The sequence below is a fragment of the Croceicoccus estronivorus genome, from assembly GCF_001625325.1.
Taxonomy (GTDB): domain Bacteria; phylum Pseudomonadota; class Alphaproteobacteria; order Sphingomonadales; family Sphingomonadaceae; genus Caenibius; species Caenibius estronivorus.
Genome location: NZ_JRQQ01000001.1, coordinates 91,134 through 104,227, shown reverse-complemented (window position 1 = coordinate 104,227; position 13,094 = coordinate 91,134). Strand labels below are relative to the sequence as shown.

General features: G+C 61.6%; 11 protein-coding genes. All 11 read left to right on the top strand.

From position 1 onward, the window contains the following. Window positions 1-217 precede the first annotated feature (217 nt). From MB02_RS00505 to murC, 11 genes are read left to right on the top strand one after another with little or no spacing between them, the layout of a single operon-like run. A complete protein-coding gene (locus MB02_RS00505; protein ID WP_067532133.1) occupies window positions 218-718 on the top strand; it encodes a division/cell wall cluster transcriptional repressor MraZ in 501 nt (166 codons plus the stop codon). Then, window positions 715-1,659: a 16S rRNA (cytosine(1402)-N(4))-methyltransferase RsmH gene (rsmH, locus tag MB02_RS00500; RefSeq protein WP_067531224.1), complete on the top strand. Its 945-nt coding sequence runs from the start codon at window positions 715-717 to the stop codon at window positions 1,657-1,659. Before MB02_RS00505 ends, rsmH begins: the two co-directional genes overlap by 4 nt. Continuing rightward, window positions 1,659-2,183 (top strand): hypothetical protein, encoded by a 525-nt coding sequence (locus MB02_RS00495; RefSeq protein WP_235829369.1) that lies wholly within the window; start codon window positions 1,659-1,661, stop codon window positions 2,181-2,183. The genes rsmH and MB02_RS00495 overlap by 1 nt, the downstream gene beginning before the upstream one ends. Next, complete coding sequence (locus MB02_RS00490) at window positions 2,180-3,904, top strand: peptidoglycan D,D-transpeptidase FtsI family protein (protein WP_067531222.1); 1,725 nt, start codon at window positions 2,180-2,182, stop codon at window positions 3,902-3,904. Before MB02_RS00495 ends, MB02_RS00490 begins: the two co-directional genes overlap by 4 nt. Continuing rightward, on the top strand, window positions 3,901-5,367 hold the full coding sequence (locus MB02_RS00485; protein ID WP_067531220.1) for a UDP-N-acetylmuramoyl-L-alanyl-D-glutamate--2,6-diaminopimelate ligase: 1,467 nt from the start codon (window positions 3,901-3,903) through the stop codon (window positions 5,365-5,367). The genes MB02_RS00490 and MB02_RS00485 overlap by 4 nt, the downstream gene beginning before the upstream one ends. Then, window positions 5,367-6,827 carry a UDP-N-acetylmuramoyl-tripeptide--D-alanyl-D-alanine ligase gene (locus MB02_RS00480; RefSeq protein ID WP_067531218.1) on the top strand — a complete coding sequence of 487 codons (1,461 nt, stop codon included), beginning with the start codon at window positions 5,367-5,369 and terminating at the stop codon, window positions 6,825-6,827. Before MB02_RS00485 ends, MB02_RS00480 begins: the two co-directional genes overlap by 1 nt. Continuing rightward, complete coding sequence (gene mraY / locus MB02_RS00475; protein WP_067531216.1) at window positions 6,827-7,897, top strand: phospho-N-acetylmuramoyl-pentapeptide-transferase; 1,071 nt, start codon at window positions 6,827-6,829, stop codon at window positions 7,895-7,897. Before MB02_RS00480 ends, mraY begins: the two co-directional genes overlap by 1 nt. Further along, entirely contained in the window at window positions 7,894-9,258 is a 1,365-nt protein-coding gene (gene murD / locus MB02_RS00470) for a UDP-N-acetylmuramoyl-L-alanine--D-glutamate ligase (protein WP_067531214.1), read from the top strand. The genes mraY and murD overlap by 4 nt, the downstream gene beginning before the upstream one ends. Continuing rightward, window positions 9,255-10,481 carry an FtsW/RodA/SpoVE family cell cycle protein gene (locus MB02_RS00465; protein WP_082825876.1) on the top strand — a complete coding sequence of 409 codons (1,227 nt, stop codon included), beginning with the start codon at window positions 9,255-9,257 and terminating at the stop codon, window positions 10,479-10,481. Before murD ends, MB02_RS00465 begins: the two co-directional genes overlap by 4 nt. Continuing rightward, a complete protein-coding gene (gene murG / locus MB02_RS00460) occupies window positions 10,478-11,659 on the top strand; it encodes an undecaprenyldiphospho-muramoylpentapeptide beta-N-acetylglucosaminyltransferase (protein ID WP_067531212.1) in 1,182 nt (393 codons plus the stop codon). Before MB02_RS00465 ends, murG begins: the two co-directional genes overlap by 4 nt. Further along, on the top strand, window positions 11,656-13,089 hold the full coding sequence (gene murC / locus MB02_RS00455) for a UDP-N-acetylmuramate--L-alanine ligase (RefSeq protein WP_067531211.1): 1,434 nt from the start codon (window positions 11,656-11,658) through the stop codon (window positions 13,087-13,089). Before murG ends, murC begins: the two co-directional genes overlap by 4 nt. Window positions 13,090-13,094 lie beyond the last annotated feature (5 nt).

Genomic DNA, 13,094 nt, shown 5'->3' with positions numbered 1-13,094 from the left:
AAATCCTATATAAATCAGATGATTATAGATTAATCCCCTAATTTCCCGTGTTTTTCCCTTTTTTCCCTCCGCTGTCCGGGCTATGACACCTGTACATCGGACATGGTTCCTGGCCGCATTCCGCCTTCATGGAATGAACTGGCTGCGCCCGCGCGCGGTCAGGCGGGGAGGAATTTGTCCGGGTCAGGGATTGGTCCAAGCGGGGGACACGGGCAAAGTGGCGGCGCTTCAGCCATTTGGATATAGCGGTCAGGGCTTCTCGCTTCGTGGTGAGAAGGGCCGTTTTGTCCTGCCGCCTGCTTTCCGCAAGGCGGTCAAGGAATCCAGCGAAGGCCGCGTGCTGTGCCTTGCCAAGCATGAACGCTGGAATTGCCTGACCGGCTTTGGCCTCTCGCGCCGCGTCGAACTCGAAGCCCAAATTGACCGTGAGGAAGAACGGGCCATTCGTCTCAATCTGGAATTCGATCGCGATCTGCGCGCGATGCAGCTCTATGGCTTCATCGAAGTGCCGTTCGACGATAGCGGCCGTTTCATCATGCCGGAGCACCTCGCCGAACTCGGGCGGCTCGAACAAGGCGTCTATTTCCAAGGTGCGGGCAGTTTCTTCACGCTGTGGAACCCGGCCGAACTCTATCGCATGGGTGAGGGTTGGGAAGGCGCGCAGGCGGCCTGCCGCATGCTTGAAGCAGATACTCTGGCGAAGGGGAAAAAGGCATGAACGCGCCGCATATCCCCGTTCTCCTCGATGAAGTGATAGCCGCGCTCGATCCCCAACCGGGCGATGTGATCGTCGATGCGACATTCGGCGCTGGTGGATATACCCGGGCGTTGCTTGATGCCGGGGCCACTGTCCACGCGTTCGATCGCGATCCCGACGCCATTGCCGCTGGCCGGGCCTGGTCGGAAACGGTGGAAAATCCCCCACGCCTCATTCTCCATCCGCGTCGTTTCTCCGAAATGGTGGCCGCCTTGGCCGAAGCGGGCATTGCCCGAGTCGACGGGGTTGTCATGGATATCGGTGTCTCCTCGATGCAACTCGACCAGGCGGAACGTGGCTTCGCCTTTTCCTCTGACGGACCGCTCGATATGCGGATGAGCCAGGAAGGCGAAAGCGCTGCCGATTTCCTGAACAACGCACCTGAGGCGGCAATTGCCGATGTCCTCTACCAGTTGGGGGAAGAGCGTCAGTCGCGTCGGGTCGCCCGTGCAATCGTCGCCGCGCGTCCTTTGTCGACGACCGGTGAACTGGCCCGCGTGATCCGCAAATCGCTGGGATACAGGACCGGCGCGCCGAAAGACCCCGCGACCCGCAGTTTCCAGGCGATCCGCATTCACGTGAATGCGGAACTGGACGAATTGCAGGCTGCGCTGGATGGTGCGGAGCTGCTTCTGGGCGAAGGTGGACGTCTCGCGGTCGTCAGTTTCCACAGCCTCGAGGACCGGATCGTGAAGCGTTTCCTGCGCGAGGCTTCGCGGACCGAACCCCGCGGTTCGCGCCACCTGCCGGCTGCAAATGACACGGCGGAACCGGTGTTTGCCAAAGTCGGCAAGGCGATCCGTCCGTCGGATGAGGAAACCGCGCGTAATCCGCGGGCCCGTTCGGCCACTTTGCGGGCAGCGGTGCGGACTGCTGCGCCTGCGCGGAAGGAGGCAGCCTGATGTTCCCTTCCTCTCGCTTGCGTTCGATCGGCTGGGCGGCAACTCTGGCAGTGTGCATCGCGTTGTTCGTCTGCCTGACATTCCGGGTCAATTCCGTGAAAAGCGAGGTTCGCCTTGCCGAACGGCGGATCGTGTCGCTGGAACGCGAAAAGATGCTGCTGGAGACCGAGTTTGAAACCCGTTCCAGTCAACAGCAACTGGCCAACTGGAATGCCGTTGAATTTGGCTATCGGGCGCCTCGTGCCGACCAGTTCCTGGAAAATGAGCGGCAGCTGGCCAGCCTCGGTACGCCACGTGCGGTGGGCGCCCCGATGCCGATCCGGGTTGCCAGCGCGGCGAATGTGGAATCGGAAACGGATTCATTCCCCGCGATGGTGTCGCCATTGACTGGCAGGGCTTTTGCCGCCGAAATGCATGAAGGCGCAGACGATGGGCCGCTCACCAACCACGAGACGCTGTCAGGCCGTCTGACCCGTGGTGCCGCGCGGATCGTCCTATCGGCCCGCGCGGAGGCAGGGGAATGACGGCGCTCAGCGTCTCCACTGCCATCTCCTCCGGCCGTGTCGCCCTTGTCAACGTCCGCCAGCGTTCGCTGTTAACCGCCCGCTTGCGGGTGCTTTGGGTTGTGGCAGGCTTTGTTCTGGTTGCCATTGCCGCCTTGGCGCGGATCGGAATTCTCGGCCTGTTTGAAGATGCGCCCCAAAGCAGGTCGTTGAGCGAGGCGCTGTTGCCCCCGCGGGGTGAGATCACAGATCGTAATGGCGTGCCGCTGGCCCGCGCCTTCCCGGCCTATGCCCTGTGGTACAATCCCCGCGCGCTGGACGATGGCGGTGCGCCGCTAATCAAATCACCGGCGGAAGTCGCTCGCGAACTGGCTCATATCTTCCCCGATATTGATGTTCAGGATGTGACGCGACGGTTGGCCAGTGGCCGTCCGGGGTACTTGCGCAGGCGTCTGCTTCCGGAAGAAGCCAACAAAGTGCAGGCCATCGGTGAAATTGCTCTGGAAATCCCCCAGGAGACGGAGCGTTTCTATCCGCAAGGATCGATGGCGGCGCACGTTCTCGGCTATGTCGGTGCCGATGGCCATGGCAAGGTCGGGATGGAGGAAGTGCTCGACAAGCGCTTGAGGGATCCCGCTCATCGCGGTGAGCCTGCGGCCTTGTCGATCGATATGCGCGTGCAAGGCGCGCTGGAAGACGAACTGAAGAGCGGCATGCTGGCGGTGGATGCCATGGGGGCTGCCGGTATCATCCTTGATGTGGATTCGGGCGAAGTGCTGGCGCTGGCCTCTCTCCCGGCTTTCGATCCGAACAAGATCGATGCCGCGGGCGAAAAGAACATGTTCAACCGCGTGACCAACCAGGTTTACGAACTGGGTTCCACCTTCAAGCCGCTGACTGTGGCAGCCGCGATTGACGCTGGGGTCGTGACCGACCTCTCAAAACGCTATCAGGCCAATCGTCCGCTGGAAATCGGACGGTTCAAGATCCGCGACAGCCACACGATCGGTGATACGCTCAACGTACCGGAAACCTTGATCCATTCGTCCAATATCGTCACCGCGCAGATTGCCGATGCACTGGGCGGAAAAGCGTTGAAGCGGACCATGGCCGACCTCGGAATGAATGAGCGGCCGTATATCGAACTGCCGGCGCGCGGTTTCCCGATCTGGCCGAGTGGTGAATGGCCTCGCCTTCGGACCATGACCGTAAGTTATGGCCACGGTATCGCGGTTACGCCGCTGCACCTTGCCTCCGCCTATGCGGCAATGGTCAACGGTGGCATCTGGCGGCCTGCCACGCTTTACAAGGTCGAGCCGGGCCATGCGCCGCGCGGGCGGCGAGTTTTCAAGGCGTCGACAAGTGCGCGGATGAACCAGTTGCTCCGTATGATCGCGGTCTATGGCACCGGGCGGAAGGCTGATGCCCCCGGTTTTCGCGTCGGCGGCAAGACAGGGTCGGCCGAGAAGCCGGGGGCAGGAGGCTATCGCCACCACTCGTTGATCTCGACCTTCGCGGCGGCTTTCCCGATGGATCGGCCGCGCTATGTCGTGATCGTGATGCTGGATGAGCCGAAGGGGACGGCAGCCAGTTCCTATCAGCGTACCGCTGCCTGGAACGCGGCGCCTATCGTCGGCAAGGTGGTCCCGCGCGTCGGCCCGCTGTTGGGCGTGATGCCTGACGAGACGCGCGATATCGATCTCACCGATCTCAAGCCGCTGGTCCATGGGGGCGAGGGATGAAGCTGGCCGAGCTCGCAGCATTGTGCGGGTTCGAGGTCTCGCAAGGCGGCGGTGAAACCGTCACCGGCTTTGCTATCGATCATCGCAAGGTTGCCCCCGGTACCGTCTTTGGTGCGTTTCGCGGGGCACGGGTCAATGGGGAGGATTTCATCCCGGCAGCCATCAGTGCTGGGGCGATTGCCGTGGTAGCAGGCGAGCAGGCGGTGGTCGAAGGGGCCGCGCATATTGCGGATGCGGAGCCGCGTCGCGCGTTTGCCCGTCTTGCAACGCCATTCTTCGCGCCTTTCCCAGAACAGGTCGTTGCCGTTACGGGAACCAATGGCAAGACCTCGACAGTCGAGATGACGCGCCAGCTCTGGCGGATGGCCGGGCACAGGGCTGCTTCTATTGGCACTCTTGGCGTCACGACCCCGGATGGTTCGGTTGCGACCGGCCTGACCACGCCGGATATCGTTACATTCCTGTCGAATATGAGCGGTTTGGCGCGTGAAGGGGTAAGCCACGTTGCGTATGAGGCGTCCAGCCATGGCCTCGCGCAATTCCGCAACGAGGGGCCAGCTGTTGCTGCCGGAGCCTTCACCAATCTTAGCCGCGATCACCTGGACTATCACGGCACGATGGACGCCTATTTCGTGGCCAAGATGCGGCTGTTCGATGAAGTAGTGGGGGAAGGCGGTTCGGCGGTTATCGCACTTGGCGGTGACTGGTCGCAGAGGGCTTGTGAACATGCGCGACGGAGGGGGCTGCGCGTGTTCACCGTGGGCGAGCAGGCAGATGGGATCGGCCTGCTCGCTTGCGAACCAACTCGTTTGGGACAACGGCTGGTGCTTGCCTATGAAGGCGAGCAGATCGTTGTTATGTTGCCCCTCATTGGTGCCTATCAGGTCGCCAATGCGCTGGTTGCGGCTGGTCTGGTGCTTGCGACGGGCGGGGATGCCTCGATGACGTTCGATGCTCTTTCCCGCCTGCAGCCGGTCCGGGGGCGGTTGGAACGGGCTGCGATTACAAGTGGTGGTGCGCCGGTCTATGTCGACTATGCACACACTCCCGATGCCCTGGAAGCGGCAATTGCGGCGCTTCGCCCGCATACGGCGGGGCGGTTGATTACCGTCTTCGGTGCTGGCGGCGATCGCGATGCGGGGAAGCGTGCGGTGATGGGGGCGGCTGCGGTGAAGGGATCGGATCTCACCATCGTGACCGATGACAATCCGCGTGGCGAAGATCCGGGGCTTATCCGGGCGATGGTGATGGAAGGTGCGCCGGGGGCTCGCGAAGTGCCGGACCGCCGGGAGGCAATTGCTGCTGCCATTGCCGCTGCGGGGGAAGGTGACATTGTCCTCATTGCGGGCAAAGGGCACGAACAGGGACAGATCATAGGGCGCGGGAACGAAACCCGGATATTGCCCTTCGATGACGTTAAAGTGGCGCGGGAGTGCGCGGGCACTCTCCTAGGAGAAAAGTGATGAATGCCAACCCCGCGATACTCGCCTGGCCGGTTCAGGAAGACGATTTGCTGCCGCTGGCGCTGTGGGATGCAGCGACGATTGCGGAGGCGGCAGGCGGCACTGCCAGCGGAGATTTCCTGTGTTCGGGTGTGGAGATCGATTCCCGTGACGTACGGGAAGGCGATTTGTTCTTCGCGCTGAAGGGGGAAACAACCGATGGCCATCGGTTTCTGGACGCGGCGTTCGCCAACGGGGCGATTGCCGCCGTGGTCGATCGGCCAATCCCGCAACCGCACATTCTGGTGCGCGATACGACCGAAGCGTTGGAAGCACTTGCCAGGGCGGCGCGTGATCGTGTCGACGGCAGAATTGTCGGTGTAACCGGATCGGTCGGCAAGACAGGGGTCAAGGAAGCCATTTTCGCTGCGCTCGATCGCTCCAGCCGTGGCGGGGCGCATCGGTCGGTCAAAAGCTATAACAACCATGTCGGTGTCCCGCTGAGCCTTGCCCGGATGCCCGCGCGTACCCGCTTCGGTATTTTCGAGATGGGCATGAACCATGCCGGCGAGATTGCCGCGCTGACCCATCAGGTGCGCCCGAACGTTGCAGTCATCACCACGATTGCCCCGGCTCACATAGAGAACCTCGGCAGCGAAGAAGCGATTGCAGACGCGAAGGCGGAAATTTTCGCTGGATTGGAAAAGGGCGGTACCGCGATAATCCCTGCGGACAGCCCCCATTTTGAACGGCTGAGGAATGCGGCACGGGCCTTGGGAGCCCACACCATTTCCTTTGGCAAGGCGGCACATGCGGACGTTCGTCTGCTGGATAGTGTGGCGGCCAGCAGTGGCGGTTCGCTGGTCACTGCTGACATGGGCGATACCCGGATCTGCTATACGGTGGCCGCCGCTGGCGAGCACTGGATCATCAACTCGCTGGCCGTGATGGCGACAGTGCGTGCGGTGGGTGGCGATCTCGGTGCGGCCGGGCTTTCACTGGCTGAGATGACAGGCCTGGTCGGTCGTGGTGCAAGGCATGACATCCTCCTCGGTTACGGACGGAAGGCGTTGCTGATCGACGAAAGCTACAACGCCAATCCGGCGTCGATGCGAGCGACGCTCGCACAACTCGGGCAAACCCCCGCTGCTCGTCGCATCGCCGTGCTGGGCGCGATGAAGGAACTGGGCGATTTCAGCCCGGCTTTCCACGCTGCGCTCGCTGAGCCGTTGGCTCAGTCCGGTGCGGAATATGCGCTGCTGGTCGGTCCTGAAATGGAAGCGCTGGCATCCGAACTGGGGAAAGGCGCAAATGGCAAGCTTGGCAAGGCGATTGCCTTCGCCCATTGCAAGGATACGGATGAGGCGATCGCCGCGCTTGCTGCCTTCGGGCTGGATGACGGTGATGCGATACTCGTCAAAGGGTCCAATTCGGTCGGGCTTGCCAGGCTCGTCGCGCATTTCTCCGGCAAGGAGGGCTGATGCTTTACCTCATCGCGCAGTGGCTTGAGTTCGAAGGGCCAGCCAATCTTGTGCGGTACCAGACCTTCCGCGCGGGCGCGACGCTGATCACGGCGTTGATAATCGGCCTGCTGATCGGTCCGCGCTTCATCAACATGCTGCGCATTCGCCAAGGCAAGGGGCAACCGATCCGTGAGGACGGGCCCAAGACGCACCTCGCCAAGCGGGGGACGCCGACGATGGGCGGACTGATGATCCTGATCGCGCTGCTGCTGTCGATGCTGCTGTGGATGGATCTGACAAATCCGTTTGTCTGGGCCTGCATGGCGGTGACAGTGGGCTTCGGCCTGATCGGGTTTCTGGACGATTACGACAAGGTCCGCAAATCCCACCACAAGGGCGTCTCGGGGCGGGTGCGGCTTCTGGCCGAATTCGCCGTTGCCGGTGTGGCCGCATGGATCGTGGTCAGCCAGATCAACACCAATCTCTATGTCCCGTTCGTATCGGGTTTCTCGATTCCACTGGGGCCGTTCTACTATGTTTTCGCCGCATTCGTAATCGTCGGCGCTGGAAATGCAGTGAACCTCACCGACGGGCTGGATGGTCTGGCAACAATGCCAGTGGTGATTGCGGCAGGCACGTTTGCGCTGATTTGCTACATCGTCGGGCGTGTCGATTATTCGGCCTATCTCGGCATTCCGCATGTTCCCCGGGCAGGGGAACTGGCGATATTCTGTGCCGCGATCATGGGGGCGGGCCTCGCTTTCCTGTGGTTCAACGCACCGCCCGCTGCGGTATTTATGGGCGATACGGGCAGCCTCGCCCTGGGCGGTGCGCTGGGAGCCATTGCAGTGGCCAGCCATCATGAGATCGTGCTGGCTATCGTCGGCGGCCTTTTCGTGCTTGAGGCGGCATCCGTCATCATTCAGGTCTTTTTCTTCAAGCGAACGGGCAAACGGGTGTTCCGGATGGCCCCGATCCATCACCATTTCGAGCAACTTGGCTGGGCGGAATCGACAGTCGTCATCCGTTTCTGGATCGTGTCGATTGTGCTGGCCTTGCTCGGGCTTGCCACGTTGAAGCTCAGGTGATCGTTTCCTCCGCCTTTGCCGGTAAACGTTATGCTGTCCTTGGTCTTGCAAGGTCAGGGATGACGGCGGTCGAGACGTTGCTGGCAAGTCGTGCCCGAGTGGTTGCGTGGGACAGGCAGGAGGAGCCTCGTGCCCGGTTGGCCGGGCGCGCTGAACTGGCTGATCCCTTGTCGATCGACCTGGCGGGTTTCGACGGTGTTGTGGTGTCACCGGGAGTGCCGCTCAATACGCACCCTATTGCCGAAAGGGCGCGTTTGGCCGGTGTGCCCGTGATTGGCGATATCGAATTATTCGCGCTGGCGCGCGGGAATTTGCCGTCGCACAAGGTGGTTGGAATTACCGGCACCAATGGCAAATCGACGACGACGGCGTTGGTCCATCATATCTTCGAAAGTGCGGGCATACCGGCGCGCATGGGTGGAAACATCGGTCTGCCGATACTGGGGCAGGATCCCCTGCCTGCAGAGGGTGTCTATGTCCTGGAACTGTCCAGCTACCAGATCGATCTGACCTATTCACTGGATTGCGAAGCAGCGGGATTGACCAATATCAGTCCCGATCATCTCGATCGCTATGCCGGCTTCGAGGCATATGCCGCCTCGAAGGCCAGATTGTTTGCGATGCAATCGGCCGACCATGTTGCTGTTTTCGGTTGTGACGACGAGCCGACGCGGGCGATTTACGATGTGGAGCGTGCCCGCCGGCCAGCGAATGCGGCTCTGCAGGCCAATACCGCCGCGCTTGCCAGCTTGCAGGCGGAATGGCCATCGCTGCAGGGGCCGCACAATCTTCAGAATGCTGCTGTCGCTGTCGCCATGGTCGAAGCTCTGGGAGTGAGCGGGGCGCAGTGGCAATCCGCTCTCGCGAGTTTCCGGGGGTTGCCGCACAGGATGGAACGGATCGTGGAGGTTGGCGGGGTCCTGTTCGTCAATGACAGCAAGGCGACCAATCCGGCTTCCACGGCACCAGCCTTGGCGGCCTTTCCCCCAAATCCTGAACGGCGTGTGCACTGGATCGTGGGTGGTTTGCCCAAAGGTGAAGATCTCGGGGAGTGCGCGGCTCATTTTGGCAATGTCGCATGCGCTTATACCATTGGCGATGCGGGACCCAATTTTGCCGCTCTTCTCGAGCCTGTGATGCCGGTGGAACGCTGCGAGATGCTGTATGAAGCTGTCGGCCGTGCCGCTGCCGCAGCCAAACCGGGCGATGTGGTGCTCTTTTCACCGGCCTGCGCGAGTTTTGACCAGTTTCGCGATTATGAGGCGCGCGGGAAAGCTTTTCGGCAATTCGTGGCCGCTGTAACCGGCGTGCCGGATGGCGCCGATCCGGCGTATGCCGAGCAAGGGCGGTCTGCGGCATGAGTGCCGGGAGCCGCCCTTACATCCCGGGGCCGGGCGAACGGATCGCGAAACCGGCTGGTCTGCGGCGTGACCGAAGGACCGAGTTGAGGATCTGGTGGCGGGAGATTGACCGGACGCTGTTGTTGATCGTGGTCCTGCTGATGGGGTTTGGATCACTGGCGGTGGCAGTGGCCTCTCCGGCCAGCGCTCACAGGCTGTCGACTTCGGCGGTCCAACTGCCCGACCTTTACTTCTTCTGGATGCACCTGCGTTGGCAGTTCCTGGGTTTCGTCGCCATGATCGGGGCTTCGATGCTGCCGCGCGAATCCGCCCGTCGTGCAGGCATTCTGCTCGGCGCGGCAATGCTGGTGGCGCTCGTGCTGGTGCCTTTGGTCGGCTATGAAGTAAACGGCGCGAAACGATGGCTACGCTTTGGGTTCACCATTCAGCCGTCCGAATTCCTCAAGCCTGCTTTTGCAATCGGCGTTGCCTGGATACTTTCCTGGCGTGTGCGTGATCCGCATCTGCCGGTAGTGGGCATCAGTGCCGGTGTCATGGCTCTGGTGGCTGCGCTGTTGATGGCGCAGCCGGATTTCGGATCGACAATCCTGTTCGCGGGTGTCTGGTTCGTCCTCGTTCTGCTCTCTGGCATTCCGGTCAAGCGGATGGGCTGGCTGATGGGGGCGGGCGTCCTCTGCATGACCGCCACCTATTTCCTCTACGACAACGCCCGCCACCGTATCGATGCATTTCTGGGTGGCGGTACGGCGTTCGACCAGGTCGACCTTGCGAGCCGCACTCTTCTGGCCGGTGGATGGACAGGCAGCGGCATGTGGCTGGGCATTCGCAAGATGTCGCTGCCCGAAGCGCATACCGACTATATCTTCTCCGTCATCGGGGAAGAATTCGGTCTGCTGACTTGCGCGCTGGTGGTGGTCCTCTATCTCGCGTTTACGGTTCGCATTCTCGTGCGGCTGGTAAACGAGGAAGATCTGTTCACGATCCTTGCCGCCGCCGGGCTGACTGCCCAGATCGGGGGACAGGCGTTCATCAACATTCTGGTCAATCTGCAACTGTTTCCTTCGAAGGGCATGACCTTGCCACTTATCAGTTACGGTGGTTCATCGACTGTCGCCTTGTGTCTGACTGTCGGTTTCCTGCTGGCGATTACCCGGCGTAATCCCTTTCTCAGCCGGGAGAAATTCGACTGGAAACATGCGTTGAGCAGTGGAGACATGCAATGAGCGGCGTCACCCGCCATTTCGTTCTGGCTGCCGGTGGCACCGGCGGACACCTGATCCCCGCCTTCGCATTGGCGCAAGAACTGATCGGGCGCGGGCATCACGTGGCCCTGATTACCGATGAACGCGGGGCCGCTATTCCAGGAAAGCCGGAGGCGCTGACGACGCATGTCCTGCCTGCGGGACGCATCACGAAGAATCCGCTGAGCTGGATAAAGGGCCTAAGCAAGATACTTGAAGGTCGCCGCATGGCGTTGCGGCTATTCGAAAGTTTCGGCCCGAGTGCAGTGATCGGTTTCGGCGGTTACCCTGCGCTTCCCGCTCTCCTTGCCGCAACATCGGCGAAGATCCCCAGCGTGATTCACGAACAGAACGCTGTGCTGGGGCGAGTTAACCGACTGCTCGCCAGCCGGGTGCAGGCAATCGCGATTGCCTATCCCGAGGTCGAACGCCTGTCCCAAAACCATGAAGACAAGGTCCGGCTGGTCGGCAATCCCGTGCGCCCGGAAGTTCTCGCGTTGCGTGACAGGCCTTTCCCGCCGCTGACGGAGGAAGGGCTGTTGCGCGTCCTGATAACGGGCGGGAGCCAGGGCGCGCGGGTCTTGTCGGAAGTCGTGCCGGATGGGTTGGCCATGTTGCCCCCGGCCTTGCGGTCCCGCTTGCAGGTCACGCAACAGTGCAGGGTGGAGGATCTCGAAGCCGTGCGTGCGCGGTATGCGGGACATGACATTCCTGCCGAGCTTGGCACGTATTTCGAAGACATGGCCTCGCGGCTGGCCGACGCTCACCTTTTCATCGGGCGCGCGGGTGCATCGACCATTGCAGAACTGACTGCCGTGGGGCGGCCTGCCATTCTTATACCGCTGGCAATCGCCACTGACGATCATCAGGCCGCCAATACGCGCGAGATGGTAAAGTCAGGCGGTGCCCGTGCCATTCGGCAGGAAAAGTTTACCGGCAAGGAACTGGCCAAGCAGATTCAGGTCATGGCGCAGCATCCAGAGACACTTGCCAACGCAGCCCATGCGGCATGGAACTGCGGCAGGCCTAACGCAGCGCGCGATCTTGCCGATCTGGTCGAAAGTTTCGGCAGGCCGCCGCTGATGGATGTCATTCGTATGGGAAGCAGCGAGACACAGGCTTCCGGTCTTGAAGCGCTTGCGCGGGACGTTGCGCAATGAAGGGCGTGGGGACCGATATCGGGACGATCCATTTCGTCGGCATTGGCGGGATCGGCATGTCCGGCATTGCCGAAGTGATGCATAACCTCGGCTACAAGGTGCAGGGCTCCGACATTGCGGAAAGTGCGTCGGTCGAACGGCTGCGCGCGCGGGGGATCACAGTGCATATCGGCCATGCGCCGGGGAATGTCGAAGGTGTTGCCGTCGTCGTCACGTCCACAGCGGTGAAGCGGGACAACCCGGAAGTGGCCGCCGCTCTTGAAAATCGTATTCCAGTCGTACGCCGGGCGGAAATGCTGGCTGAACTGATGCGGCTGAAAAATACCGTGGCAGTTGCCGGCACGCACGGCAAGACCACCACGACGAGCATGATCGCGGCACTGCTCGACGCCGGTGGGATCGACCCGACCGTCATTAACGGAGGGGTCATTGAAAGCTATGGTTCGAATGCCCGGCTAGGTGGCAGTGACTGGATGGTGGTCGAAGCGGATGAGAGCGACGGCAGCTTTCTGAGGCTGGACGGAACAATCGCTGTCGTCACCAATATCGATCCCGAGCATCTCGACCATTACGGCTCGTTCGAGGCGGTGAAGAAGGCGTTTGTCGAATTCATCGAGAACGTGCCGTTTTATGGCGCGGCAATCCTGTGCATCGACCATCCGGAAGTCCAGGCAGTGGTCGGCCGTGTGCGCGACAGGCGTGTCGTGACATATGGCTTTTCCCTGCAAGCCGATGTTCGCGGCGAAAATGTGGTCCCTTTTATTGGCGGCAACCGCTTCGATGTTTCGGTGCGGGATCGGGACGGAGCCGAACGACGGATAGAGGGTATAGAACTTCCCATGCCGGGGCGTCACAATGTCCAGAACGCACTGGCGGCCGTCGCCGTCGCCGTGGAAATGGGATGTCCGGACGATGTGATCCGGGGAGGCTTCGCCAAGTTTGGCGGGGTCCGCCGTCGTTTCACCAAGGCAGGGGAAGTGGCGGTCGGTTCCGGTACTGCCACTGTGATTGACGACTACGCGCATCATCCGGTGGAAATCCGTGCGGTTTTGGCGGCCGCTCGCGAAGCGGCCACTTCCGGTGAACGCGAAGGCCGGGTGATAGCGGTGGTGCAGCCGCACCGTTTCACGCGCCTGCGTGACCTGATGGATGAGTTCCAGAATTGCTTCAACGATGCGGATATGGTCTTCGCAGCGCCGGTCTATGCGGCGGGTGAACAACCCATCGCCGGGGTGGACAGTGCGGCGCTTGTCGCCGGGTTGAAGGCACGTGGGCATCGATCGGCGGCGGAAATTGCCGGTCCCGATGCTTTGGCGGACACTCTCGCGCCGATTGTGGCGGAAAACGATCTGATCGTCTGCCTCGGTGCGGGGGATATTACGAAATGGGCATCGGGGCTTGCGCCGGCCATCGCGGGACGCCGGGGATGAGCATT

Bases quoted from the DNA above. Each gene is read 5' to 3' on its own strand.
- murG (WP_067531212.1), top strand. From the start codon at position 10,478: ATGAGCGGCGTCACCCGCCATTTCGTTCTGGCTGCCGGTGGCACCGGC.
- MB02_RS00495 (WP_235829369.1), top strand. From the start codon at position 1,659: ATGTTCCCTTCCTCTCGCTTGCGTTCGATCGGCTGGGCGGCAACTCTG.
- MB02_RS00480 (WP_067531218.1), top strand. From the start codon at position 5,367: ATGAATGCCAACCCCGCGATACTCGCCTGGCCGGTTCAGGAAGACGAT.
- rsmH (WP_067531224.1), top strand. From the start codon at position 715: ATGAACGCGCCGCATATCCCCGTTCTCCTCGATGAAGTGATAGCCGCG.
- MB02_RS00485 (WP_067531220.1), top strand. From the start codon at position 3,901: ATGAAGCTGGCCGAGCTCGCAGCATTGTGCGGGTTCGAGGTCTCGCAA.
- MB02_RS00490 (WP_067531222.1), top strand. From the start codon at position 2,180: ATGACGGCGCTCAGCGTCTCCACTGCCATCTCCTCCGGCCGTGTCGCC.
- mraY (WP_067531216.1), top strand. From the start codon at position 6,827: ATGCTTTACCTCATCGCGCAGTGGCTTGAGTTCGAAGGGCCAGCCAAT.
- murC (WP_067531211.1), top strand. From the start codon at position 11,656: ATGAAGGGCGTGGGGACCGATATCGGGACGATCCATTTCGTCGGCATT.
- MB02_RS00465 (WP_082825876.1), top strand. From the start codon at position 9,255: ATGAGTGCCGGGAGCCGCCCTTACATCCCGGGGCCGGGCGAACGGATC.